Raw genomic sequence first — 25,289 nt, 5'->3', positions numbered from 1 at the left:
CTTTCCCCATCCGACGGCCCGAAATACTGCCGCCGGAGGCTTCGGCCGCGAGGCCGAAATCAGCCCCCCTGCCGGAGGCGGAAGACCCCCGTTCCGGTTGCGGCCAGCACGCCGGTCTCGTCGCTGATCTTCGCCTCGGCAAAGAAGGTTTTCGCGCCGCCGCCGGTGCGGAACCCTTCCGCGATCAGCAGCTTGCCCCTTGTCTGGGCCAGGAAATTCACGCTGAGGTTCAGGGTCATCGCCAGGTTGCGCGCCTCGGGGTCGCCGGTGTAGCAGCCTGCGAAGCCCATGGCAGTGTCGCACATCATCGAATGCACCCCGCCGTGCAGGATGCCGTAGCGGTTCATCAGAAATTCTTCCATCGGCAGCTCGAAACGGGCGTAGTTCTCGCGCCACTCGGTTATCCGGAAGCCCAGGTGGGATTGCAGCGGATAGGGGTCTTCGACCAGGTTCGGGTCCATCGGGCCTCTCAGACAGTATGTGCGGCGTCCAGTCCGGCGCGGGCAAAGCGGGGCACCAGCGCCCCCATCTGCCGACCGCGTTCCGGGTTCGAGGCATTGCCATCGAGCGCGCGCTTGTAGACGCCCTGGATGATGCCAGCCATGCGGAAGAAGGTGAAGGCCAGGTAGAAGCCGAAGCCCTCGATGCCGGGCAGCCCGGCGCGGGCGCAATAGTCGGCGATGAATTCCTCGTCCTCCATCAGCCCCTGCGCCTGCCGGTCGACCCCCTTCAGCCCGCGCCCGTCGGGACCCGCCGGCATCGACCATTGCATGATCACCGCGGCGACGTCGGCATATGGATGCCCGGTGGTCGAGAGCTCCCAGTCCAGCACCGCGGCGATGCGGGGGCTGTCCTTCTCGAAGAGCATGTTGTCGATCCGGTAGTCTCCATGCGCCAGCGTACGTAATCCGTCGTCCGCGGGGATGTTGTGGTCGAGCCAGTCCATCAGGGCGTCCATCTCGGGGCGGGTCTCGGTCTCGGCGGCGCGGTACTGCTTGGTCCAGCGGTCGATCTGGCGCCGGTAGTAGTTGCCCTCGGGGCCGTAGTCCGCAAGCCCCGTCGCGGCCAGGTCGACGCCATGGATCGCGGCCAGCACGCGGGACATCTCCTGCTGGATCGGTCGCCGCGCCTCGCGCTCCAGCTCCGGCAGGTCGGGCAGGTTGAAATGCCGCCCCTCGACCTCGTCCATGACATAGAATTCCGAGCCGATCACCGCGGGGTCCTCGCAGAGCACGTGGACCTTGGCCACCGGCACATCGGTGCCCAGCAGGGCCTTCTGCACGCGGAATTCGCGGTCCACCGCATGGGCGGATTTCAAGAGCACCCCCGGCGGCTTGCGGCGCAGCACGTAGCGGTGCGACGGCGTGGTCAGCCGGAAGGTCGGGTTGGACTGCCCGACGTTGAATTTCTCTGCGGTGACAGGGCCCTGGAAGCCCGGAAGCTTGTCCTTCAGCCAGCGCTCCACGGCATGCAGATCGAGGGTCTGGGTGTCACTGGTCATGGCGGCCTCTCAGGAATAGGTGAGCAGCGGATCGTCGGGCGAAGTCAGGAAGGGCGTCTCGTTGAAGCCGTTCAGGAAGTGGCGGTTTCGCCCGAAGACGAAGCGGGCGACAGCGCAGTTCCGGGTCTGCAACTGCAGCTCGATCTGGGCCTGTCCGGGGGCGCCGAGCGTGGCGGCGATCATCTGGCTGATCGCCCCGCCGGACGAGACGGCGAAGACCGTCTCGGCACCCTCGCGCATGAGGTGCGCGCGGGCCGCTTCGACGCGGCTGGTGAAACTCTCCCAGGTCTCCGGCGGGTTCAGGATCTCTCCGCGCTGCCACATCAGCACCGTGTCGCGCAGGGTGCGGAAATGGCTGCGCCGGTCGTCGTGCAGGCCCTGGGGTGCAGGCGCCTCGGCGAAGCGCGCATCGAGCAGCGCCTTGAAGTCGAACTCGCTGAGGCCGGGGTGACTGTCCGGCTCTCCGCCGGAGCCCATACCTTTTAGTATGGACTCCAGTGTCTCGCGCTGTCTGCGCAGCCCGCCATGGGCCAGCCGATCCGGAGCGATGCCCTGCGCCGCGAACCAGCGGCCCAGGGCATTCGCCTGCGCATGGCCGGTCTCCGAGAGGACATCGTAGTCGGCGGCCCCGAAGGAGGCCTGCCCGTGGCGGATGAGATAAAGCGTGCCCATTCTTGCTCAGAGCACCTCGAAGAGACCGGCCGCACCCATGCCGCCGCCGACGCACATGGTGCAGACGACGTAGCGGGCGCCGCGACGCTTGCCCTCGATCAGCGCGTGGCCAACCATGCGGGCACCGGACATGCCATAGGGGTGGCCGACGGAGATCGCGCCGCCGTTGACGTTCAGGATCTCCTCGGGGATGCCCAGAACGCGGGCCGAATGCAGAACCTGGCAGGCGAAGGCTTCGTTCAGCTCCCACAGGCCAATGTCATCCATCTTCAGGCCATGGGCTTCCAGCAGCTTCGGCACCGCGTAGATCGGGCCGATGCCCATCTCGTCGGGGTCGAGCCCGGCGGCCATGACGCCGACATAGCGGCCCAGCGGTTGCAGCCCGCGCTTCTCGGCCTCCTTGGCCTCCATCAGGACCGAGGCAGAGGCCCCGTCCGACAGCTGAGAGGCATTCCCTGCGGTGATGTATTTACCTTCCTTGACCTGCTGGCCTTCCTTGAAGACCGGGGCCAGGCTGTTCAGCCCCTCAAGCGTGGTCGAGGGGCGATTGCCTTCATCCTTGGCCAGGGTCACCTCGTGGAAAGAGACCTCCTTGGTCTCCTTGTCCATGACGCCCATGGTGGCGGTGATCGGCACGATCTCGTCGTCGAACTTGCCCGCCTCCTGCGCGGCGGCGGTGCGCTGCTGGCTGCGGAGCGCATAGGCATCCTGGTCTTCGCGGGTGACGCCATAGCGCTCGGCGACGATCTCGGCGGTTTCCAGCATGGACATGTAGAGGTCGGGGCGATGCTCCTGGATCCAGGGATCTCGGGCCCGGTCGGTGCGCATATTCTGGTTCTGTACCAGAGAGATGGACTCAACGCCGCCACCGATGGCGATCTGCATGCCGTCCTGCGTGATCTGCTTGGCGGCAGTTGCGATGGCCATCATGCCCGAGGCGCATTGGCGGTCCAGCGACATGCCGGCCACATTGGTCGGCAGGCCGGCACGGATGGCAGCCTGGCGCCCGATATTGCCGCCGGTCGAGCCCTGCTGCAGGGCAGTCCCGATCACGCAATCCTGGATCTCGGAGCCATCGAGGCCAGCGCGCGAGACCGCATGCTGCACCGCATGGCCGATCAGGGCCTGTGCCTGGGTATTGTTGAAGGCACCGCGAAAGGCCTTGCCGATGGGGGTGCGGGCGGTAGAGACGATGACTGCGTCACGCATTAGGAAATCCTTCCGGGAAATTCATTTCTTTTCGAGGTCGATGCCGCGCAGCGCGGCGGCTTTGCTGGCGTACTTGCGGGTCTGGGCGAAGGCGCCGGGCATGACCTGCTGACCCGCTTCGCTGCGGATCTGATCCATACGGCTCCAGATGGTGTCGGGGTCGAGGTCCGCGTCCGCGAAGGCCTGGCCCTCGGTTTCGTAGATCCGGGTTTCGGTGAAGCAGCCTCCTCCGGCGCCGAGAACCATCCGCGAGGGCGCATCCTCGTGCAGCAGCGTGAGCAGGCCGGGGGTGATGGTTTCGGGGCGCAGGAGGTCCAGAACCTGTTGCGGCAGAAGGCCTTCGGTCATCCGGGTCGCGGCGGTCGGAGCCAGCAGGTTGGCGCGGATATCGTACTTGGCGCCCTCCTGGCAGAGGACATTCATCAGGCCGAGCAGGGCAGCCTTCGCTGCACCGTAGTTGCTTTGCCCGAAGTTGCCGTAGAGGCCGGAGGCGGAGGTCGTGTAGACGATGCGACCATACTCTTGCGCACGGAAATGCTCCCAGAGCGCCTTGGTCGGCACCACGGAGCCCATCAGGTGCACATCGACGACCGATGAGAAGTCGTCGAGCGTCATCTTGGCGAAGGTCTTGTCCCGCAGGATGCCCGCGTTGCAGACGAGGATATCCACCTTGCCCCAGGTCGAGATCGCCTGGTCGACCATGTCCTGGACCTGCGCGGCGTCGGTGACATTGGCGCCATGGGCCATGGCCTCGCCCCCTGCCGCGCGGATTTCCTCGACCACGGCTTGCGCCTGGGCCGAACTCGCGCCGGTGCCGTCGGTCGCCGTCCCGAGGTCGTTGACCACGACCTTCGCGCCGCGTGCGGCCAGGCCAAGCGCATGGCTGCGGCCCAGCCCGACGCCCGCGCCGGTCACGATTGCGACGCGACCCTTGAAGCTTATGCTCATGAATTATCTCCAAAATATCTGCGGCCAAGCCATTCCGCGACAAGTGCGGGCTTGTCCTTGCCTTCGATCTCGACCACCACGTCGGTGGTGGTCTGGATCTCTCCGGGCCGGATCTCTTCCACCGATTTCAGGGTGAAGCGCCCGCGAATGCGCGCACCCGAAGGCACCGGCGAAATGAAGCGCATGCGGTTCATGCCGTAGTTCACCGCCATGGTGGTGCCCGCGACCTGAGGCATGTCCAGCACCATCTTCGACAGCAGCGAAAGCGTCAGGAAACCATGGGCGATGGTCGTGCCGAAGGGGCTCTGCGCAGCGCGAGACGGGTCCGTATGGATATACTGCAGGTCCTCGGTGCAGCGGGCGAATTCGTCGATCCGTTGCTGCGAGACCTCGATCCAGTCGGAAAGCCCGAGCTCCTGGCCGATCATGGCCTTGAATTCCGTACGGCTGAGTACGCTCATCAATCGTCCTCCAGGAAGGCGGCCTTGGCGGTGGCGACCTGCATGCCGCCCGACAGCGGAATCACCGCGCCCGAGACATAGGCGCCGCCCTTGCCGCAGAGGAATTGCATCACCCCTGCCACGTCCTCTTCCGCGCCGACCCTGCCGAGGGGTACGGTCGCGGCGGTCTTGCGGCGGCCTTCGTCGTGACCGATGGCAAAGGCCATCATCTTCGACATGAAGGGCCCCGGGGCGATGGCGTTTACCGTGATATGTTCAGGGGTTAGCTCATTCGCCAGGATGCGGGTCATGTGGTGAACGGCGCCCTTCGAGGTCGCGTAGGAATAGGCGCCCTGGCCCTTGGGGATCTCGCCCATGACCGAACCGACGTTGACCACGCGGGCCGGTGCCTCGGGCGATGCTGCGGCGCGGAGAAGCGGCAGAAGCAATTGGGTCAGGTGGAACATGCCGCTGACATTGAGGCCAAGAACTTTGGTCCAGGCCTCGTAGGGGAATTCTCCCATCGGGGCGCCCCAGGTGCGCCCGGCATTGTTCATCAGGATGTCGAGCTTGTCGGTGCGCTGGCCCACGGCCTGCACCAGGGCCTCGATCCCGGCCTCAGAGCCGACGTCGCCGGCAAAGCCCTCGGCTGAGCCGGGCAGATCCATTGCGTTGATCTCGGCGCTGGCGGCTTCGCAGGCCTCGGCCTTGCGCGAGGCGATGAGCACGCGCGCCCCGGCGGAGGCCAAGCCCTCGGCGGCCATGCGGCCAATGCCGGTGGCACCGCCGGTGACCAGGGCCACCTTGCCGGTCAGATCAAAAAGGTCGTTCGGTTTCAGTGACATCAGATACCTCGTGCAGCGGCCACGCGGGCGGCGTGATAGCCGTAATCGCCCAGCCATTCGGCGCCGACGCGGGCGCGTTTCATGTAGAAGCCCATGTCGAACTCATCGGTCATGCCGATGCCGCCATGCATCTGGACGCCCTCGCGCACGGCCAGCTGTGCGGTTTGGGTGGCATGGGCCTTGGCGACAGAGACGGCCAGGTCGGCCTCGTCGGGGCTCTCGTCCAGCACCCGGCCGGCATTGGCGACGGCGGAGGCGGTGATCTCGATCTGCGCCCAGAGATGGGCGGCGCGATGCTGCAGCGCCTGGAAAGAGCCGATGGTGCGGCCGAACTGCTTGCGCTCGCGCAGGTAGCCGGCAGTCATCGAGAAGGCGCCCGAGGTGAGGCCCAGAAGCTCTGCCGCCATGCTGGCCTGACCTGCATTCAGTGCCGTATGTATCGCCGCCATCCCGTTGTCGATGTCGCCAAGGATATCGGCCCCGGTGGCCTCTACATCCTCGAAGATCAGGGTCGCGTGGTCGCGGCTGTCGACGGTATTGCTGCGCTGCGGCGTTACCCCCGCGCGGGCGGCGTCGATATCGAAGAGCGTTAGGCCCTCTGCCTCTCCGGCGCGGCCGGAGGTGCGGGCGAGCACCAGTAGCCGCTTGGCGGAGCTTCCGTCGGCGACGAAGCACTTGCGACCCGAGAGGCGATATGAATTGCCTTGGCGCACCGCCTGCAAGGCACTGGCCCGAGGCGAGAATTTTGCTTTCTCATCAATGGCCAGGGCATAGGTCACCGCCCCTTCCGCGATCTGGGAGAGCCTGTCACTGCCGGCCTGCCGCAGGGCGGTGGCGGCAATCACCGCGGTGGAAAGGAAGGGGGAGGCGGCCAGGACCTCGCCCATCTCTTCGGCAAGAATGCCGGCCGCACGGTGCCCCATGTCAGAACCCCCGGCCTCTTCCGGCAGCAGAACACCGGTCCAGCCGAGCTGCGCCATCTGGCTCCAAAGTTCGGTATCGTATGGAATCCCGCGATCCCGGTTTCTGCGCAGCGAAGAGACCGGGCTGGCCTCTGCCAGGAAGCTGCGGGCCGCGTCGCGCAGCATGGTTTCGTCCTCGGACGGGACAAGGGAAAGTGTCATCTGCGTCTCCTATTGGGACGGAAGGTCGAGAACGCGCTTGGCCAGGATGTCGAGCATCACCTCGGAGGTGCCGCCCTCGATCGAGTTGGCCTTGGTACGCAGCCATTCCTGCGCCAGCGTGCCGTGTGGCCCGTCCCACTCCAGCCCATCAGAGCCGGTGACGGACATCAGCAGTTCGTAGCGGCGCTTGTTCAGCTCGGTGCCGGCGTATTTCAGCATCGCCGAGGCGTGACCGACGCCGCCCTGTTTCGCCATGTCCTTGTAGCGCTCGAGGGTCATGGCGGTGGCCAGGCTGTCGATCTCCAGCGCCATGGCGCGGGTCTTCAGCACCGGGTCCTCCAGTACCTCGGGATCGAGATCGGCCAGGAAGGCCCCAAGCGAGCGGCTGCCCAGTAGCCCCTGCGCCCCGCCGCCGATCATCTCGCGTTCGTGGGTCAGCAAGTGCTTGGCCACGTCCCAGCCGCGATTCAGCTCTCCGACGATTCGGGACAGCCCGACGGGGTCCTCTTTCGGGACGACCACATTCTCGAAGAAGGTCTCGCAGAAGGGCGACGCGCCCGAGATCAGGCGGATTGGTCGGGTGGTGACGCCCTCCGCCTCCATGTCGATGAGCATGAAGGAGATGCCGCGATGCTTCGGCGCCTCGCGGTCCGTCCGCACCAGGGCAAAGATCCAATCGGCCTTGTCGGCATAGCTGGTCCAGATCTTCGAGCCGTTGACCAGCCAGTGATCGCCCATGTCCTCGGCGCGGGTCTGGACCGAGGCCAGATCGGAGCCTGCTCCGGGTTCGGAATAGCCCTGGCACCAGCGAATCTCTCCGCGGGTGATCTGCGGCAGGTAGTGCAGCTTCTGCTCGTGCGTGCCGAACTGCAGCAGGGCTGGGCCCAGCATCCACAGGCCGAAGCTTTCCAGCGGGGTGGGGGCGTTCAGCCGCGCCAGTTCCTCGCGGTAGATCTTCTCCTGCGCCCGGCTGAGGCCAGCGCCGCCGTATTCCACCGGCCAGCGCGGCGCGCTCATGCCGGTTTCCGCCGCAGCCTTCATCCAGTCGTGCTGCGCCTGCGAGGCGAAGGTGAAGCCCTTGCCGCCCCAGCAGATCTCGCGCTCGGCCTGGGGAATCGCCCTCAGGCTCTCTGCACAATGCGCTTCTATCCACGTGGAAACATTGGCCCGGAAGGCCTCCGGGTCGTCGCTGAGATCCAGCATACCGTCCTCCCCAACGGTTTGTCTTTCGCATTGCAGAATAGAATTTCACACATTGCTTGACAAGCCGCTGCGGAGGCCTTTTCCTCTTGGCAGGGAAATGGGGCGTGCATACCCTGTTTTCCATCTAGGGAGGAGAACATTATGAAATCGACCGTTAAGGCCGCGCTTGCGGCTGCCGTGTCCCTGTGCGCTGTCACTGCCGCGCAGGCCGATACGATCAAGATGGCATTCATCGATCCGCTGTCGGGGGCGATGGCGTCTTCGGGCGAACCTGCGTACCAGAGCTTCATTCTTGCGGCTGAACACATCAACGCCAACGGCGGTGTGAACGGCAACGAGATCGAGATCCTGGGTCTGGACAACAAGATCAGCCCCAAGGAATCGCTGGTCCAGCTGCAGAAGGCGATCGACCAGGGTGCACGTTACATCCTGCAGGGCAACGGCTCGTCCGTGGCCTCGGCGATCATCGACGCGGTGAACAAGCACAACCAGCGGAACCCCGGCGAAGAAGTTCTTTTCTTCAACTATGCCGCGGTCACGCCTGCCTTCACCAACGAGGCCTGCAGCTTCTGGCACTTCCGTTTCGACGCCCATGCCGACATGAAGATGAACGGCATCACGGACTGGGTCGCCAAGCGGGATGACATCAAGAAGGTCTACCTGATCGGTCAGGACTACGTCTTCGGCGAGGCCGTGGCCGCCGCCGCCGAGAGCCAGCTGGCAGAGAAGCGCCCCGATATCGAGATCGTCGGCAACGAACTGCACCCGCTGGCAAAGGTGAAGGATTTCACCCCTTACGTGCAGAAGATCATCAGCTCTGAAGCCGATGCCGTGATCACCGGCAACTGGGGTCAGGACATGACCCTGCTGGTCAAGGCCGCGGCCGATGCGGGCCAGGAAATTCCATACCTGACTTTCTATGGCGGTTCGAGCGGTGCTGTCGCCACGCTGGGTGAAGGCGCCGTCGGGACCCTGTTCCAGGTGTCCGAACTGGCGGCCAACCAGGAGGGCATCAGCGATGAGCAGAACGCCCTGGTGGCCGAGTACAAGGAGCGGTTCCCCGATTACGACTACTACTACCACCGCGCCTTCGTGACGCTCGAGATGTTCGACGCCGCCGCCGAGAAGGCCGGCAGCATCGACCCGATCGACGTGGCCTATGCGCTGGAAGGTCTTTCTGTCGAAGGGGGTTACGGCACCGCGACCATGCGCGCCGAGGACCACCAGGTGCAGCAGCCCCTGTTCATCACCACGGTCTCGCCCGACGTGACCTTCCCGGTCGACAACACCGACCTGGGCTGGGCGCTGGTGGAAGGCGGCGTGATCTCGGCCGAGGCCGCGATGGAGCCGACCACCTGCGAGATGGAGCGGCCCGAGTAAGCCCCCTGTCGTGAAAACCGGGTGCCGCGGAGGCTCTCTCCGTGGCACCCGCCATCCCCTGGGGTGGACCTAATTTTCGGGAATGAACCATGGAAACTCTGGTCTTCGCGCTGCTCAACGGCGTGATCTACGGGCTTCTGCTCTTCATGTTGTCCAGCGGTCTGACGCTGATCTTTTCCATGATGGGCGTGCTGAACTTCGCACATGCCAGCTTCTACATGCTGGGCGCCTACCTTGCCTTCACGATCATGGAGGGCACGTCCTTCTGGATCGCGCTCTTCCTCGCTCCGGTCCTGGTGGGCCTCGTGGGCATGGTGGTCGAGCGCTACGGGCTGCGACGCGTCCATGCCCAGGGGCATGTGGCGGAACTGCTCTTCACCTTCGGTCTGGCCTATCTGATCGACGAGGTCGTCAAGATCTTCTGGGGCCGTACCGCGGTCAACTACCGCGTGCCCGAGCTGCTGGATTTCCCGCTGTTCACCCTCTACGGCGCGCAATACCCGGCCTACCGGATCTTCATCCTCTTCGTCGCGGCCTTCATGCTGGTGGCCCTGTGGTACCTGCTGAAGCGGACCCGCGCCGGTCTGATCATCCAGGCCGCGCTGACCCATCCGCACATGGTGGGCAGCCTGGGCCACAACGTGCCGCTGATCTTCATGAGCGTCTTCGGTGTCGGCTGCGCCCTGGCGGGCCTGGCTGGCGTGATCGGGGGCAACTACTTCGTCACCGACCCGGCCATGGCCGTGCAGATGGGTCCCATCGTCTTCGTGGTGGTGGTCGTCGGCGGCCTCGGCAGCCTTGAGGGCGCCTTCGTCGCCGCCATGTTGATCGGGCTGCTGCAGACCTCTGCCATTTCGATCAACGCCTCTCTGGCCGACATCTTCGGTTTCCTGGGCCTCGGGCCGCATACCGAAGTCGGAGAAATCACCATCGCCTCCATGGCGCCGATGCTGCCCTTCCTGCTGCTGGTCCTGATCCTGATGATCCGGCCGCGCGGGCTCATGGGGGAACGTGAAGTATGACCGATATGACTGCAACCTATGCCGCGCTGGAGCCTTCCCGCGCCGAGAAATTCCGCCAGCGCACGGTGCCGCTGATCGCCTTCGCGGTGCTGCTGCTGGTGATCCCGCTGTTCAATCCTTCGCGCTCGATGGTGACGCTGCTGAACCACATGGGCATCACCATCGTCTTCGCGCTCAGCTACAACATGCTGCTGGGACGCGCCGGCCTCTTGAGCTTCGGCCACGCGGTCTACATGGGCCTTGGCGGCTACTTCGCCGTCCATGTGATGAACTGGGTGGCCGATGGGTCGGGCTTCTGGGGCGCCGTGCCGGTGTTCACGATGCCCGCCTTCGGCTTCGGCGCCGGCGCGCTGGCGGGGGCCGTCATCGGCTGGCCGTCGTGCCGCCGCGCGGGCACGCCCTTCGCCATGATCTCTCTCGGTGTGGCCGAGCTGGTCGCGGCGGCGGGCTTCATGTTCGACAGCCTCTTCGGCGGCGAAATGGGTATCTCGGGTGACCGCATGTCGGGGCCCGAGTTCCTGGGCCTCTCGCTGGGTCCCGTCGACGAGGTCTATTGGTTCATCGCCTTCTGGACCTTCATCGGCGTGCTTGGCACCTATGCCTTCACCCGCACGCCGCTCGGCAAGCTGTCTGAGGCGACGCGCGACAACCCCGAACGGGTCGAGTTCGTCGGCTACAGCCCGCAGCGCGTGCGCTACCTGGTCTTCATCTTCGCCGGGGCCTTCGCGGGCATGGCCGGCGGCATGTCGGCGGTGCAGGACGAGATCTTCACCCCCGAGAACCTGTCGCTGATCCCCTCGGGGGCGATCCTGATCGCCACCTACGTCGGCGGCATCCGCTACTTCACCGGCCCGATTATGGGGGCGATCATCATGACTTACATGGGGTCCAACCTGTCGGACTACACGGCGGGCTGGCTGCTCTACCTCGGCCTGATGTTCGTAGGCGTGGTGATGTTCCTGCCCAACGGGATCGCGGGCATCGTCTACGGCACCACCGATACCATCCGCGCCGGTCGCCTGGGCGAGGTCTGGCAGAGCTGGCTGATCCGGCTGGCGGGCCTGGTGCTGATCGCCACCTCGGTGATCACCATCGTCGAAGTCGCCTTCCGCTGGTCCGAGGGCTACGGCGAGGTCTTCGAGCCTTTCGGCCTGCATCTGGATACCACCAACCTGCTGACCTGGGTCCTGGGCGTGGTGCCGCTGGTGCTGGGCGTCCTGCTGGTCCTCAAATCCGCGAAGGGAGAGAGCAAATGACCCCGGCCCTTGAACTGACCGATCTGCGCAAGAGCTTCGGCCCGGCGAAGATCATCCAGGGTGTCGACCTCAGCGTCGGCAAAGGCGAGCGTCACGCGATCATCGGGCCGAACGGGGCGGGCAAGTCCACCCTGTTCAACCTGATCTCGGGCCGCTTCATGCCCTCCTCTGGCGAGGTGCGCCTGGGCGGAGAGCTGATCTCGGGCAAGAAGCCCTACCAGATCAACCGCATGGGCCTGAGCCGCAGCTTCCAGGTGTCGAACATCTTCACCAACATGACCGTGCGCGAGAATGTCCGCTGCGGGGTCCTGTACTCCATGGGCTACGGCTACAGCTTCTGGCGCAATATCGGCAACCTGAAGGAAGTCTCTGAAAAGACGGCACATATCCTTGACGAGGTCGGGCTGCTCGAAAAGGCGAACCTGCCGGCCGCGCTGCTGCCCTACGCCGATCAGCGCACGCTGGAGATCGCGATCACCATCGCGGGCGGGGCGGATGTGATCCTGCTGGATGAACCGACCGCGGGGATGAGCCACTCCGAGACCGACCGCGCCGTGGCGCTGATCGAAAAGGCCAGCAAGGGCAAGACCCTGCTGATCGTCGAGCACGACATGGGCGTGGTCTTCAACCTTGCCGACCGGATTTCCGTGCTGGTCTACGGCGAGATCATTGCCACCGGCACCCCGGAAGAGATCCGCGGCGATGCCAAGGTGCGCGAAGCCTACCTGGGCGAAGAGGCGGAGGACGCGGCATGAGTTTCGACAGCAACCAGGAGCCGATGCTGCAAATCACTGATCTGCATGCCTATTACGGCAAGTCCCACGTGCTGAACGGGGTCGAGATGCAGATCATGCCGGGCGAGGTCATCGCCCTCTTGGGACGCAATGGTGTCGGGCGCTCGACCACCGCCAAGGCGATCATGGGAGAGGTGGCGCCGCAGGGCTCCATCCGCTTCCGTGGGCAGGAGATCGCGGGGTTGCCGAACCACAAGATCGCACGCATGGGCCTGGGCTATGTGCCTGAAAGTCGGGACATCTTCCCGACGATGACGGTGCGCCAGAACCTCATGCTGGGGATCAAGAACATGCGCAAGACGGGCCGCTGGTCCATCGACCAGATGCTCGAGATGTTCCCCAACCTGGCGCGGCGCGCGGACAATCCGGCGGGGGTGCTTTCGGGCGGCGAGAAACAGATGCTGACCATGTGCCGGACCCTGATGGGCGACCCGGAGCTGATCATCATCGACGAGCCGACCGAGGGCCTGGCCCCGCTGATCGTCACGCAAGTGGGCGAGATGATTGCCGAAATTGCCAAGGCCGGGGTCTCGATCCTGCTGGTGGAACAGAAGCTGTCGATTGCCCTGAAGATCGCCGACCGGGTCTATGTGATGGGTCACGGAGAGATCGTCTATTCCGGCACTCCGGCCGAATTCGCCACCCGCGACGACATCCGCAAGGAGTGGCTCGAAGTCTGAGCTTGGTCCCCGCGCGGCGGGTGATCACTGTCGGGGCCCCGCCGCCTGTCCCGAGGCGGCGGGGTTAACTCTTTCCTGAAGCGGCGGGCGGCCCCTCGGTGCCGCCCGCCGCGAATCGGGGCAATTTCGGACAGGTTAACAGGGCCTTGGGGCCCGAAATCCGATGTCGGTATCACGTCGGTATTGCGTCGGTATCGCGTCGGTGTCCGGCACCGCATCGGGCCGGGTTAAAGCGGCGCGCGCTGCCCGCCGGACGGGACAAAACCGGCGCGCCGCAGCGGGTGACGCAACTTGTCATCTTCCCCGCAGGTCCCGTGCTTGACTGGCGCGGGGCCGTTCCGCTTCGATGGGGGCATCGAGGGGAGATGACGGATGAAGACTTCAGGACTTTCCGCCGCGCTTTGCGTGGTGCTTTCGCTGGGGCCGCAACTGGCGTGGGCGCAATCCCACGTGCGGCTGGAAATGGGGCCCTGGGTGGTCAGCGGCGACTGGAGGGGCGATGGCGGAGATTTCCTCTGCACCGCCTTCAGCTCTTTCGACGGGCCGACGCTGGCGATCCGGCAGGGCACGGAGGGGCTGATCCTGTCGACGGATTCCTATTCCGGCGACGAAGTGGACCAGCAGGTTTCGGTGGATGGCACGCTCTATCCGATCACCCTTGGCGGAGAAGAATGGGATTGGGAGATCGAGGGCGGTGCGGCGTTCCAGGCGGCGCTGGAGGGGGCCTCGTGGATCGACCTGCACCCGGACTGGGAGGGCGGCAGCGGCATCTTCCGGCTGACGGATCTGCCCGCGATCCGCAAGGGGCTGGCGGAATGCGCCGAGGCTGCTGATTTTCCAACCTACGAGGCCGACCTGACCGAGGTGCCGCTGCTGGGCGAGAACTGCCCCGACCCGGCCTCGGTCCAGGTGACCCCGGAAAGCTGGACCTTCTTCCGCCTCCGCAACGAAAGCGCGGCGCCCGTGCTGATATACCAGCTGATCGGCGAGGACTGGGTGGTCTGGCACGGCGGGCTGAAGGGGGAAATGGTGCTGGAGGGCGCACCGGGGGAGGTCTACCTGGCGACCGACATGCAGGGGCGTTGCCTGTCCGGGCCCAAGGTGGTGCCCGAGGTCGAGGCACCTGCCATGGGCAGCGAGGACGATCCGGGCCCGTTGCTGGTCTTCCCCTGAACTACCTGATCCGAAAAGAAAAAGGGCGCCACGGGGGCGCCCTTTCCTGTTCCGTTGGCCGCGCTCAGGCGGTCTGGCGCAGCTCGGGGTGCTGGTAATCGGCCAGCTGCTTGCGCAGGTTCAGCTTGGAGACCTTGCCGGTGGCGGTCATCGGCAGGGCCTCGACCCAGATCACGTCGTCGGGCAGCTGCCACTTGGCGAAGTGGGGCGCGATATGGTCGCGGATCGCCTCGAGCGAGGGCTTCTCGTCGCCGGCGGCCACGGCGACCAGCACCGGGCGTTCGTCCCAGCGGGGATGCGGCACGCCGATGGCGGCGCAATTGGCGATGCCGGGCAGCGAGAGGGCCGCGTTCTCGAGGTCGATCGAGGAGATCCATTCGCCGCCGGACTTGATCAGGTCCTTGGCGCGGTCCTGGATGACCAGGAAACCCTCGGTGTCGATGGAGGCCACGTCGCCGGTGCCGAACCAGCCCTCGGCATCCAGCGCCTTGGCGGTCGCTTCCTCGTTGCGGAAGTAGCCCGAGACCACGGCATTGCCGCGCACGTAAAGCTCGCCGATGGCCTTGCCGTCATGGGGCAGTGGGTTGCCGTCATCGTCGACGATCTTCAGCTCGACGCCGAAGACGCGGCGGCCCTGCTTGGCCTTGGCGGCGATCTGTTCGTCGAAGGGCAGTTCCTCCATCCACTGCGGCAGGCAGCCATGGGTGCCGACGGGCGACATCTCGGTCATGCCCCAGGCGTGGCCGACGTCGATATCCATCTTCTCGAAGCTCTCGATCATCGACTTCGGCGCCGCAGAGCCGCCGATCACCACGTCGCAGAAGTTGTCGGGCTTGCGGCCCTGGGCCTTGATCTCGGCCAGCAGGCCCATCCAGACCGTGGGCACGCCCCAGGCGGAATAGACCTTTTCCTGGTCCATCAGCTTGAACAGGCTGGGCCCGTCCATCGCCGGACCCGGCATCACCAGCGAGGCGCCGATGAGCGGCGCGGCATAGGGCAGGCCCCAGGCGTTGACGTGGAACAGCGGCACCACGGGCAGGATCGACTTGCCCTCGCCGAAGCTGTGACGCTGGGAAATGGCGATGGTGAAGGCATGCAGCACCGTCGAGCGGTGGGAATAGAGCGCGCCCTTCGGGTGGCCGGTGGTGCCGGAGGTGTAGCACAGACCGCAGGCGGTGTTCTCGTCGAACTCGGGCCAGGCGATGGTCTGAGGCTGACCCTCGAGCAGCTCTTCATAGCAGAGCGCCGGGAAGGGGGTGTCGGGCATATGCGCCCGGTCGGTCATGATCACATAGGTCATGTCCTCGGGCAGGTGCTCTTTCACCGCGGCGATGATCGGCACGAAGGTGGTGTCGAGGAACAGCACCCGGTCCTCGGCGTGGTTGACGATATAGATCAGCTGCTCGGCCGAGAGGCGGGGGTTGATCGTGTGACAGACCGCCCCGATGCCCGAGATCGCGTAGTAGAGCTCGAAGTGGCGGTAGCCGTTCCAGGCCAGGGTCGCCACCCGATCGCCCAGCTTGATCCCCATCCCCTGCAGCGCATTGGCCAGCTGGGCGATCCGGGCGCCCGCTTCGGGGTAGGTATAGGAATGGATATCGCCCTCGGTCCTGACCGAGGTGATGCGGCCCTTCTTGTGGGCCTCCATCGCGTGTTCGAGAATCGTCGACACCAGCAGCGGCCGGTGCATCATCATGCCTTCCATGGCTTGTCTCCTCCCAGAGTCCTGGTGGAAATGTAGCCGCGGAACCGCCCTGGCCCAAGGGGAGACGCAGCGTCTGCGGAATATTTTTCCGCGTAAATTCCGCCCCTCGGAAGAAGCGCGGAAAATGCTGCGCTGCGGCGCGGTTAATGCGCGAAATTTCACTCATTCGCTAGTGTTTTCAATGGCATATCCCGTGATTCCGCCTAGCCTGATGGCCAGAGACGCCCCAGGGAGGGGGCGACGCGAATCACGAGGGAGCACGAGACGTGAAAGCCATCATCTGCCATGAATTCGGACCGCTGACCGACCTTGCCTGGGAAGAGACCGCGGACCCGGTGCCGGGCCCCGGCGAGGTGCTGATCGCCACCGAGGCGGCGGGGGTGAACTACCCCGACGGGCTGCTGGTCCAGGGGCTCTACCAATCGCGCCCCGACCGCCCCTTCACGCCGGGGATGGAGGTCGCCGGACGCATCGAGGCGGTGGGCGAGGGCGTCTCGCTTGCCCCCGGCACGCGGGTGCTGGCGGCGGTCCCGACCGGGGGCTACGCGGAGAAGGCGGTTTGCCCGGCGGCGCGGGTGATGGAGATCCCCGAGGGCATGGATGCCGCCGAGGCCTGCGCGCTGCTGGTGGCCTATGGCACCTCGCACCATGCGCTGAAGCAGCGCGGCGCGCTGAAGGCGGGCGAATGGCTGATGATCTTCGGTGCCGCCGGGGCGACCGGGGTCGCGGCGATCCAGATCGGCAAGGTGATGGGGGCGAAGGTCATCGCCGTCTGCTCGACCGAGGAAAAGCGCGCGCTGGCGCTGGAGACCGGCGCGGATCACGCCATCGGCTATGACGATCTGAAGGCACAGGTGAAGGACCTGACCGGCGGCCATGGTGTCGACGTGGTCTATGATGTCGTGGGCGGTGCCGCCTTCGATGCCGCCTGCCGCTGCATGGCGCGAAACGGGCGCCTGCTGGTCATCGGATTTGCCAGCGGAGAGATCCCGAAATTCCCGGTAAACCTTGCCCTGGTCAAGGAATTTTCCGTGGTCGGCGTGTTCTGGGGCAACTGGACCCGCGCCGAGCCCGAGGCCTACAAGGCCAATATGGCCGAGCTTCTGGGCTGGTATGCGGAGGGCAGGGTCAAGCCGGTGATCGAGGGGCGCTACAAGCTGTCGGAGGCATCGGAGGTGCTGACCCGCGTTCTGGCACGCGGCGCGACCGGGAAGATCGCGCTGGTGCCCTGAGGGGGCGTGATGGGGTGAAACCCCATCCTGCGCAGGTGGAGTGCTTCGGTCTGAGGGGCTCCGCCTCTTTCCCTATCCGATGGCTGAAAATACTGCGGGGGAGACTCGCGGCGCGCGGCGGGGGCAGAGCCCCCCCCGCGACGTCGCAGTTTCGGGCAACCGGGAAGGGGGGCGCTGCCCCCGTCAGCCTGCGGCTGACTCCCCCGCAGTATTTGGGGCCGTCGGATAATGAGAAGGGGTCAGTACCCGGTGCGGCTGACCATGCGCGACAGTTCGACCAGCTTGGGGCCGAGCTCGTTTTCCAGCCGGTCCTTCGGCAGCGAGAAGGCGTATCCGCCGAGGTTGAAGGACAGCATCGGCGTGTCGGGCTGGGGGCTGCGGTAGGGGACCGAGACCGCATGCACGTCGCGCTGCCATTCGCCGATATTGGCGTAGAAGCCCTTGGTGGCGATCTGGTCCTGGGCATCCTCGATGCCGCGCAGCGCATCGTCCAGCTTCTCGCCCTCGTAGCGGTCGCGGATGCGGTCGATGATCTCGTTGCGCTCGGCCTCGGAAGTGCCGGCGATATAGGCGCGGCCCATGGCGGAGCGCGCCAGCGAGATGCGCGAACCGACGTTGAGCTGCAGCGAGATCACGCCCTCGGAGCGCGCCGCGGCGATATAGGTCATCGCCATGTCGTCGCGGCCGCCAAGCGCCACCAGCACCCCGTCGCCGCATTCATCGGCCAGTTTCTGCATGTAGACCTGGGCGGTTTCGCGCACCTGCATGCCGGCGAGGCAGGCATAGCCCAGCGACAGCACGGGCAGGCCCATGCGGTAGCGTCCGGTGCCGTCGTCATAGACCAGGTAGCCCGACTTCAGCAGCGTGAAGGTCAGCCGCGAGACGGTCGAGTTGGGCAGGCCGGTGCGTTCGGCCAGCTCGGAATTGCCAAGGCCGGCCTTGTCCGCCGGGCGGAAGGCCTTGAGGATTTCCAGCCCGCGATGGAGGGCCGTGACGAACTGTCGGTCGTTGTCCGTCTTTTCGGCTTCCGCCGCGATATCGCTTACCCGTTTGCGCATGACATCCTTCCCCGATGTTCGCCTGCGCAGCTACTAAGCGCCGGGCAGGGGGTCAAGCGCCCCGGCCCGGTGCAGGCTTACCCCGCGGGCTGCGCGGCGCGGGTCGCCTCTTTTTCCGCCAGCTCGCGCCAGAGCACCTTGCCCGCGGCGGATTTCGGCAGGGCCGCGGTAAACTCCACGGATTTCGGACATTTATAGGCCGCCATGCGGCCGTGGCACCAGTCGATCACCTGCGCTTCGGTCAGTGCTTCGGCCCCGGCGCGGCGCACGGCGACTGCCTTGACGGTCTCGCCGCGGCGCGGATCGGCGGCGCCGATGACGCAGACCTCGGCCAGGTCCGGGTGGGCATGCATCAGCGCCTCGACCTCGGCCGGCCAGACCTTGAAGCCCGCCGCGTTGATCATCCGCTTCACCCGGTCGACCATGAAGAAATAGCCCTCTTCGTCGCGGTAGCCGAGGTCCCCGGTGCGGAAGAAGGTCTTGCCGTCGAGCTCGAGGAAGGCGGCGCGGGTCTCGTCCTCGCGCTGCCAGTAGCCGCGGAAGACCTGCGGGCCGTGGGTGACGATCTCGCCGGTTTCGCCCGCGGGCAGTTCCTCGAGCGTCACCGGGTCGATGATCCGGCTGTCGACCGAGATCACCGGGATGCCGAGGCATTGCCGCTTGGGCCGGTGCACCGGGTTGATGTGGGTGGCGGCCATGGTCTCGGAGAGGCCGTAGCCTTCGATATAGTCGAGCCCGGTCAGCCCGTGCAGCCGGTCGGCCACGGCCTCGGGCATGGCGGCGCCGCCGCCGCCGATGCCGCGCAGCGAGCCCAGGTCATGTCCGGCGATGTCGGGGGTTTGCAGCAGGTCGATGGCCATGGTGGCGATGGAGCGCCAGCGGGTCACCCGGTGGCGGGCGATGAGGCGGCAGGCGGCTTCGCGGTTCCAGCGGCAGAGCAGGACGATCTCCTGCCCCTTCATCAGCGGGATCGACATGCCGTTCTGCATGCCAGTGACATGGAAGAGCGGCAGGGTGGTCAGATGCACCTCGTCCTCGCCATCGGCGGGGTTCCAGATCGCGCCGCACTGGATCGTCGCCTGCACTGAGGCATGGGTGTGCATGCAGCCCTTGGGCTGGCCCGTGGTGCCCGAGGAATAGGGGATGACGGCCAGGTCGTCCGCCCCGGTGGTGACGGGGCCGGGGGGGTGACCCTCGGCCAGCGCGGCGCGGAAGGCGGTCAGGCCGGGGCCCGAGATATCGGCATCCGTATGCCCCTGCAGCGCCTCGAAGAGCGGCACCTCGTCGCCCGGCTCGGTCATGTCCGCATAGGCGCCGGCCAGCACCTGGTCGAGCAGGCCCGCCTCGAGCAGCGGGGTGACATGGGGCAGGAGCTCGGTCCCTGCGATGGCGATGCGGGCGCCGGTATCGGCGGCGAGATGTTCCAGCTCGGCCTGGCGGTTCATCGGGTTCACCGGCACCACGGCGGCATCGGCGCGCAGGATGGCGTAATAGGCGATGACGTAATGCGGCGCGTTCTGCATGTAGAGCAGCACCCGGTCGCCACGGGTGATCCCGCGCGATTGCAGCCAGCCGGCCAACCGTTCGACCTGGTCCCAGAGTTCGGCGTAGCTCAGCGAGAAGCCGTGGAAATGCAGCGCGGTGCGCTCGGGCACGCGGGCGGCGGAGGCCTTGAGGTTGAGCGCCACGTTGTGGTCGGCGAAACGGGTCTCTCGGGGCAGCTCTTCGGGCCAGTGGGGCAGGGGGATCATCGGCATCAGACCTTCATCCCCGGCAGGTTGAGCGAGGCGGTGTTGCCGCCGTCCACCGGCAGGGCCTGCCCGGTGATGAAGGAGGCGTCCTCGGAGGCGAGGAAGGCGATGGCGGCGGCGATCTCGGAGGGGTGGCCGTAGCGGCGCAACTCACAGCGCGCGCCCAGCCGGTCTTCCTTGCCGGCGTCGCGGGCGTAGTCGAAGACGGGCTTGGTCATGCCGGTCTCGATCAGGCCGGGGCAGACCGCGTTGACGCGCACGCCGTATTGGCCCAGGTCGCAGGCCGCCGTCTGGGTCAGCGAGATCACCCCGGCCTTCGAGGCCGAATAGGCATTGCCCCCCGCGCCCGAGCGGATGCCGGCGACAGAGGCGGTGTTGACGATGGCGCCCGCGCCCTGGGCCTGCATCTGCCGGCCCACGTGCTTCACCATCAGCGCCGCGCCCACCAGGTTGACCGAGAGCACCCGCTGCCAGGTGGCGGCGTCGGTCTCGGTGATCGGCGAGCGGTCGCAGATGATGCCGGCGTTGTTGGCCAGCGCGTCGATGCGGCCGAATTGGCTGATGGCATAGGCCACGGCCTCGGCCACCTGGGCCTCGTCCGAGACATCGCAATGGCGCCAGAGGTGGTCGCCGGCCGGCAGGGCCTCTTCCAGCCCCTCGGCGCGGTCCAGCAGCAGCACCCTTGCGCCCTCTTCCGCCAGCCTTGCCGCCGTGGCCCGTCCGATGCCGCTGGCTGCCCCGGTGACCAGGGCATATTTTCCGTCGTAGCGCCGCATGCGACCTCCCTTGCGCAGGGGGAGGCAGACATGCGCTCCCGTTCGGCCCCGAGGGGCCGCCTGCCAGTTCCGTTTCGCGGAATCCTCCTCCCCAGGAGTTCTCCCTTACTGCGGAACAGCCTGCCACGGAGCGGAACATCTCGTCAATATTCCGCTTTACGGAAAATTCTTCCGCAATCTTGACGGGGCCGGGGCGGAGGGGCATCAAAGGGCAAGAGGTGGAGGAGGACCCCAGATGTACGATCATTTCCCGATTTCGGATCGGGCGAAGGAGCTGCGCGAGAAGCTCATCGCCTTCATGGATGCCCATGTGTTCCCGGCCGAGGCCACCTATGCCGAGCAGGTCGAGGCAGGCGGACGCTGGTGCGTCGTGCCGGTGATGGAAGAGCTGAAGGAGAAGGCGCGCGCGGCGGGCCTGTGGAACATGTTCCTGCCGCACTCGAAGCCCGGCTACGAGGGCATGGGGCTGAGCAATGTCGAATACGGGATGCTCTGCGAGCTGATGGGCCGGTCCTCGATCGGGTCCGAGCCCTTCAACTGCTCTGCGCCGGATACCGGCAACATGGAGACGATCTTTCTCTATGGCGACGATGCGCAGCGCGAGGCCTGGCTGAAGCCGCTGATGGCCGGCGAGATCCGCTCGTGCTTTTCGATGACCGAGCCCGAGGTGGCCAGTTCGGATGCGACGAACATCCAGACCGAGATCCGCCGCGATGGCGATGATTACGTGATCAACGGGCGCAAGTGGTGGTCCTCGGGGGCCATGGACCCGCGCTGCAAGATTGCCATCGTCATGGGCAAGACCGACCCCACCGCCGAGAAGCACCGTCAGCAGAGCATGATCCTGGTGCCGCTGGACACCCCCGGCGTGACGGTGGTGCGGCCGCTGAAGGTGATCGGTTACGATCACGCCCCCCATGGCCATGCCGAGATCATCTACGACAACGTCCGCGTGCCGGCCTCGAACATCCTGCTGGGCGAGGGCCGCGGCTTCGAGATCGCCCAGGGCCGCCTTGGACCGGGCCGCATCCACCACTGCATGCGCTCCATCGGCCAGGCCGAGCGTGCCCTGCAGGCCATGTGCGAACGCGGCATGGCGCGCACCGCCTTCGGCAAGCCGATCGCCGACATGGGGGTGACCAAGCACTGGATCGCCGAGAGCCGCTGCGAGATCGAGCAGGCCCGCCTGCTGACCATGCATGCGGCCTACATGATGGACACCGTCGGCAACAAGGCGGCCCGCAAGGAGATCGCCATGATCAAGGTGGTCGGCGCCAACATGGTGCAGCGGGTGGTCGACCGGGCCATGCAGGTGCATGGCGCCCAGGGCGTCTGCCAGGATACCTTCCTGGCCGGCGCCTTCGCCAATGCCCGCACCATGCGGCTGGTCGACGGCCCCGACGAGGTCCACCGCGAGACCATCGCCAAGCTGGAGCTCAAGGCCTATCGGAACTGAGGTCGTACCCGGCCCGAGGGGGGAGGAGGGGGCTGTCCGCCCCCTCTTGAGGCCTCGCGGCCTCAATTCACCCCCGAGAGTATTTTCAGCCTGGTGATGCGGGGGGCCTTGCACCTTCCCCGTGACGGGAGTTTCCTTGGCCTGGAGGTGCGCGATGTCCTGGCTGAGTCGTTTGACCGAAAGACGGATCCTGAAGAGCCTGGCCGAGGGCCGGTTGCAGGGTCTGGAAGGCGAGGGCAAGCCGCTGCCCGACCGCAGTGGCGAGGCCTACCTGGATACCGGGGAGGCCGTGGGCTATCGCATCATGGCCCAGGCCGGCGCGCTGCCCGAGGAGATCCGCCTGAAGAAGGCGGTCGCGGCCCAGGTCGAGGTGCTGGCCTCCCTCTCGGACCCGGAAGAGCGCAGGGCGGCGATGGCCGTGCTGGCGCAGTTGCAGATGAAGCAGAGCATGGCCGAGGAGGCCCGGCGCAAGTTCATGCGCGACTGAGCCCGCGGTCCGGGTCGCAGTGAGTGCTTTGCGTCCGCCGGTCCGCCCGTTAGCGATCTCAGCCCGCGGGCAGGCGGAAAAGCCGTTTTGCCAGCGCGGGGAATGTGGAATAACGCCCCTGACATCCCAGGAGATTTCCATGCCCGCCATTGATCCCGCCCATATTCCCGCCAAGCTGTTTCCCGTGATCGACGCCCTCTGCACCACCGGGGCCGAGGTCTCTCGCATCATCGCCCGCGGTCCGCTGGGCCAGGCGCTTGGCGCCGGGGTGGGCGAGAACTCGGATGGTGACCAGCAGAAGGCGCTGGACGTGCTGGCCGACGAGATGTTCGAGGCGGGCCTGCGTGGCGCCGGGGTGCGCTACTATGCCTCCGAGGAGCAGGAAGAGGTGCTGAGCCTCGTCGAGGGCGGCACCTATGCCGTGGCCGCCGATCCGCTGGATGGCTCGTCCAACATCGACGTCAACGTGACCATCGGCACCATCTTCTCGATCTTCGAGGCCGCCGGGGATGCCAATGCCAGCTTCCTGCGCCCCGCCTCGGAGCAGGTGGCGGCGGGCTATATCGCCTATGGTCCGCAATGCCTGCTGGCGCTGACCTTCGGCGAGGGCACCCAGCTCTACGTGCTCGACCCCGAAACAGGCAGTTTCGCCCTGGCCGAGGCGAAGATGTCGCTGCCCGAGGCGGCGAAGGAGTTTTCGATCAACGCCTCCAACCGTCGCCACTGGACCCCGCCGGTGCTGGCCTACGTCGAGGAAAACGAGGCCGGGGCAGAGGGTGCCAAGGGCCGCAACATGAACTTCCGCTGGGTCGGCAGCCTGGTGGCCGAAACCCACCGCATCCTGACCCGCGGCGGCACCTTCCTCTATCCCTCCGACGCGCGTCCGGGCTACGAGAGCGGCCGGCTGCGCATGGTCTACGAGGTCGCGCCGATGGCCTTCCTGGTCGAACAGGCCGGGGGGCTGGCCACCGATGGCACCACGCCGATCATGGCGCTGACGGCCGAGAAGCTGCACGAACGCCGTCCCTTCGTCTTCGGCTCTCGCCAGGAGGTCGAGCGGATCACCGAGCTGCACGGCTGAGGCGGGGCCCCTTTTCACCCTATCCGATGGCTGAAAATACTGCGGGGGAGGCCGCGCAGCGGACGGGGGCGGAGCCCCCTCCCCGGCACCGCAGGCCGCAGTGCTTTCCTTGGCGCGCAGGCGGGGCTATATCGCCCCCGTAACCACCGGAGGTGCCCCATGTCGTTTGACCGTTCCCTGAAGATCGCCCCCTCGATCCTCTCTGCAGATTTCGCCAACTTCGGGCAGGAAATCGAGGCCGTGGAGGCGCAGGGCGCCGACTGGATCCATGTCGACGTGATGGACGGGCATTTCGTGCCGAACCTCACCTTCGGCCCGCCGCTCTGCAAGGCGATCCGCCGCCACATCAAGACCGTCATGGACGTGCACCTGATGATCGCGCCGGTCGAGCCCTATATCGAGGCCTTCGCCGATGCCGGCGCCGATGTGCTGACCGCCCACCTGGAGGCGGGCCCCCATATCCACCGCACCCTTCAGGCGATCCGCGGCGCGGGCTGCAAGGCGGGCCTGGCGCTGAACCCCGGCACGCCGGTCGAGGCGCTGGATTACCTGCTGGACATGGTCGACCTCGTTTGCGTGATGACGGTGAACCCCGGCTTCGGCGGGCAGAAGTTCATCCACTCCCAGATCGCGAAGGTCGAGAAGCTGCGCGCGATGATCGGCGACCGCCCCGTGCATATCGAGATCGACGGCGGCATCACGCCCGAGACCGCGCCGCTGATGCGCGCCGCCGGCGCCGATGTGCTGGTTGCGGGCTCTGCGGTCTTCAAGGGCGGTTCGGTCCAGGACCCCGCGCCCTATGGGCAGAACATCCGCGCCATCCGCACTTCCTGCGACACGCTGGTCTGAGGCGGGCGTGGATGGCCTGCTGAACGGCGATGAGGCTGGCCGCACCACGGTGCTGCTGGCCCATGGCGCAGGGGCGGCGATGGATACGCCCTGGATGCAGAGCGTGGCCGAGGGGCTGGCCGCCCATGGCCTGCGCGTTGCCCGGTTCGAGTTCAGCTACATGGCCGCGCGCCGCTCCGGGGGCTCGAAGCGGCCGCCCGGCAAGGCCGAGACCTACATGCCCGAGTATCTCGCCGCCATCGAGGCGCTGGCCTGCGAAGGCCCGCTGATCATCGGCGGCAAGAGCATGGGCGGGCGGGTCGCCAGCCTGATCGCACAGGACCTGCATGACGCGGGGCGTATCAGCGGCCTTCTTTGCCTGGGCTTTCCCTTCCATGCCCCCGGCAAGACCGGCATGGAACGCGCGGCGCATCTGCGGGCGATCACCTGCCCGACGCTGATCTGCCAGGGCACGCGGGATGCCTTCGGCGCGCAGGAGGAGATCCCTGCCGGCGCGCTCTCGCCCGCCGTCCGGCTGAACTGGCTGGAGGATGGCGACCACGACCTGAAACCGCGCAAGCGGGTGACGGGCAAGAGCCTTGAAGATCACCTGTCGAGCATGGTTGCGGAGGTGGCGCTCTGGGCCGGGACGCTCGGCTGAGGCCAGC

At 66.4% G+C, this 25,289-nt stretch carries 25 protein-coding genes; 12 read left to right on the top strand and 13 right to left on the bottom strand.

The genetic code is table 11. The features are described 5' to 3' along the window. Positions 1-59 precede the first annotated feature (59 nt). The 9 genes from CRO50_RS00710 to CRO50_RS00670 are packed head-to-tail and all read right to left on the bottom strand — an operon-like array spanning position 60 to position 7,942. Positions 60-461: a PaaI family thioesterase gene (locus CRO50_RS00710; protein WP_097143957.1), complete on the bottom strand. Its 402-nt coding sequence runs from the start codon at positions 459-461 to the stop codon at positions 60-62. Between the two features lie 8 nt (positions 462-469). Continuing rightward, on the bottom strand, positions 470-1,501 hold the full coding sequence (locus tag CRO50_RS00705) for a phosphotransferase family protein (RefSeq protein WP_097143956.1): 1,032 nt from the start codon (positions 1,499-1,501) through the stop codon (positions 470-472). A 9-nt stretch (positions 1,502-1,510) separates the two neighbouring features. Then, complete coding sequence (locus tag CRO50_RS00700; protein ID WP_097143955.1) at positions 1,511-2,173, bottom strand: histidine phosphatase family protein; 663 nt, start codon at positions 2,171-2,173, stop codon at positions 1,511-1,513. A 6-nt stretch (positions 2,174-2,179) separates the two neighbouring features. After that, a complete protein-coding gene (locus CRO50_RS00695; protein WP_097143954.1) occupies positions 2,180-3,382 on the bottom strand; it encodes an acetyl-CoA C-acyltransferase in 1,203 nt (400 codons plus the stop codon). Positions 3,383-3,403: 21 nt separating this feature from the next. Then, on the bottom strand, positions 3,404-4,330 hold the full coding sequence (locus CRO50_RS00690) for an SDR family NAD(P)-dependent oxidoreductase (protein ID WP_097143953.1): 927 nt from the start codon (positions 4,328-4,330) through the stop codon (positions 3,404-3,406). Then, positions 4,327-4,791: a MaoC family dehydratase gene (locus tag CRO50_RS00685; RefSeq protein WP_097143952.1), complete on the bottom strand. Its 465-nt coding sequence runs from the start codon at positions 4,789-4,791 to the stop codon at positions 4,327-4,329. Before CRO50_RS00685 ends, CRO50_RS00690 begins: the two co-directional genes overlap by 4 nt. After that, complete coding sequence (locus CRO50_RS00680) at positions 4,791-5,615, bottom strand: SDR family NAD(P)-dependent oxidoreductase (RefSeq protein WP_097143951.1); 825 nt, start codon at positions 5,613-5,615, stop codon at positions 4,791-4,793. Before CRO50_RS00680 ends, CRO50_RS00685 begins: the two co-directional genes overlap by 1 nt. Next, positions 5,615-6,739, bottom strand: a complete 1,125-nt coding sequence (locus CRO50_RS00675; protein ID WP_179747182.1) for an acyl-CoA dehydrogenase family protein — start codon at positions 6,737-6,739, stop codon at positions 5,615-5,617. The genes CRO50_RS00680 and CRO50_RS00675 overlap by 1 nt, the downstream gene beginning before the upstream one ends. Before the next feature lie 9 nt (positions 6,740-6,748). After that, positions 6,749-7,942, bottom strand: coding sequence for an acyl-CoA dehydrogenase family protein (locus CRO50_RS00670; protein ID WP_097143949.1), 1,194 nt, complete (start codon positions 7,940-7,942; stop codon positions 6,749-6,751). 141 nt (positions 7,943-8,083) lie between these two features. Here CRO50_RS00670 and CRO50_RS00665 point away from each other — a divergent pair, with 141 nt between their 5' ends. From CRO50_RS00665 to CRO50_RS00640, 6 genes are all read left to right on the top strand, one after another. Further along, on the top strand, positions 8,084-9,322 hold the full coding sequence (locus CRO50_RS00665) for a branched-chain amino acid ABC transporter substrate-binding protein (protein ID WP_097143948.1): 1,239 nt from the start codon (positions 8,084-8,086) through the stop codon (positions 9,320-9,322). An 89-nt stretch (positions 9,323-9,411) separates the two neighbouring features. After that, the gene (locus tag CRO50_RS00660) at positions 9,412-10,344 is read left to right on the top strand and encodes a branched-chain amino acid ABC transporter permease (RefSeq protein ID WP_097143947.1); all 933 of its coding nucleotides are present in this window, start codon (positions 9,412-9,414) and stop codon (positions 10,342-10,344) included. Beyond that, positions 10,341-11,600, top strand: a complete 1,260-nt coding sequence (locus CRO50_RS00655; protein ID WP_097143946.1) for a branched-chain amino acid ABC transporter permease — start codon at positions 10,341-10,343, stop codon at positions 11,598-11,600. Before CRO50_RS00660 ends, CRO50_RS00655 begins: the two co-directional genes overlap by 4 nt. Then, positions 11,597-12,355, top strand: a complete 759-nt coding sequence (locus CRO50_RS00650; protein WP_097143945.1) for an ABC transporter ATP-binding protein — start codon at positions 11,597-11,599, stop codon at positions 12,353-12,355. The genes CRO50_RS00655 and CRO50_RS00650 overlap by 4 nt, the downstream gene beginning before the upstream one ends. After that, on the top strand, positions 12,352-13,074 hold the full coding sequence (locus tag CRO50_RS00645; protein ID WP_198431804.1) for an ABC transporter ATP-binding protein: 723 nt from the start codon (positions 12,352-12,354) through the stop codon (positions 13,072-13,074). Before CRO50_RS00650 ends, CRO50_RS00645 begins: the two co-directional genes overlap by 4 nt. Positions 13,075-13,446: 372 nt before the next feature. Beyond that, entirely contained in the window at positions 13,447-14,247 is an 801-nt protein-coding gene (locus CRO50_RS00640; protein WP_143516829.1) for a hypothetical protein, read from the top strand. Between the two features lie 64 nt (positions 14,248-14,311). Here CRO50_RS00640 and CRO50_RS00635 read toward each other — a convergent pair whose 3' ends face one another. After that, complete coding sequence (locus CRO50_RS00635) at positions 14,312-15,952, bottom strand: long-chain-fatty-acid--CoA ligase (protein WP_097143943.1); 1,641 nt, start codon at positions 15,950-15,952, stop codon at positions 14,312-14,314. A gap of 266 nt (positions 15,953-16,218) precedes the next feature. Between CRO50_RS00635 and CRO50_RS00630 the strand changes: the two genes are divergently transcribed. Continuing rightward, positions 16,219-17,184 (top strand): NADPH:quinone oxidoreductase family protein, encoded by a 966-nt coding sequence (locus tag CRO50_RS00630; protein ID WP_097143942.1) that lies wholly within the window; start codon positions 16,219-16,221, stop codon positions 17,182-17,184. A 239-nt stretch (positions 17,185-17,423) separates the two neighbouring features. On the opposite strand, the gene CRO50_RS00625 is transcribed toward CRO50_RS00630, so the two are convergent. The 3 genes from CRO50_RS00625 to CRO50_RS00615 all read right to left on the bottom strand — a co-directional run bounded on the left by CRO50_RS00625 (position 17,424) and on the right by CRO50_RS00615 (position 20,769). Beyond that, positions 17,424-18,242, bottom strand: coding sequence for an IclR family transcriptional regulator (locus tag CRO50_RS00625; RefSeq protein WP_097143941.1), 819 nt, complete (start codon positions 18,240-18,242; stop codon positions 17,424-17,426). 77 nt (positions 18,243-18,319) lie between these two features. Next, a complete protein-coding gene (locus CRO50_RS00620) occupies positions 18,320-19,999 on the bottom strand; it encodes a long-chain-fatty-acid--CoA ligase (protein WP_179747181.1) in 1,680 nt (559 codons plus the stop codon). Further along, positions 19,999-20,769 carry an SDR family NAD(P)-dependent oxidoreductase gene (locus CRO50_RS00615; RefSeq protein WP_097143939.1) on the bottom strand — a complete coding sequence of 257 codons (771 nt, stop codon included), beginning with the start codon at positions 20,767-20,769 and terminating at the stop codon, positions 19,999-20,001. Before CRO50_RS00615 ends, CRO50_RS00620 begins: the two co-directional genes overlap by 1 nt. Before the next feature lie 235 nt (positions 20,770-21,004). On the opposite strand from CRO50_RS00615, the gene CRO50_RS00610 reads away from it, so the two are divergent. From CRO50_RS00610 to CRO50_RS00590, 5 genes are all read left to right on the top strand, one after another. Further along, complete coding sequence (locus CRO50_RS00610; protein WP_097143938.1) at positions 21,005-22,225, top strand: acyl-CoA dehydrogenase family protein; 1,221 nt, start codon at positions 21,005-21,007, stop codon at positions 22,223-22,225. Positions 22,226-22,379: 154 nt separating this feature from the next. Beyond that, positions 22,380-22,712: a DnaJ family domain-containing protein gene (locus CRO50_RS00605; RefSeq protein WP_097143937.1), complete on the top strand. Its 333-nt coding sequence runs from the start codon at positions 22,380-22,382 to the stop codon at positions 22,710-22,712. A 139-nt stretch (positions 22,713-22,851) separates the two neighbouring features. Next, entirely contained in the window at positions 22,852-23,793 is a 942-nt protein-coding gene (locus CRO50_RS00600; protein WP_097143936.1) for a class 1 fructose-bisphosphatase, read from the top strand. Positions 23,794-23,952: 159 nt separating this feature from the next. After that, positions 23,953-24,642, top strand: coding sequence for a ribulose-phosphate 3-epimerase (gene rpe, locus CRO50_RS00595; protein WP_097143935.1), 690 nt, complete (start codon positions 23,953-23,955; stop codon positions 24,640-24,642). A gap of 7 nt (positions 24,643-24,649) precedes the next feature. Beyond that, positions 24,650-25,282, top strand: coding sequence for an alpha/beta family hydrolase (locus CRO50_RS00590; protein ID WP_097143934.1), 633 nt, complete (start codon positions 24,650-24,652; stop codon positions 25,280-25,282). Positions 25,283-25,289: the final 7 nt, after the last annotated feature.

Source organism: Pseudooceanicola antarcticus (assembly GCF_900215355.1).
Classification (GTDB): domain Bacteria; phylum Pseudomonadota; class Alphaproteobacteria; order Rhodobacterales; family Rhodobacteraceae; genus Pseudooceanicola; species Pseudooceanicola antarcticus.
This window is presented reverse-complemented; position numbering and strand designations above follow the sequence as displayed.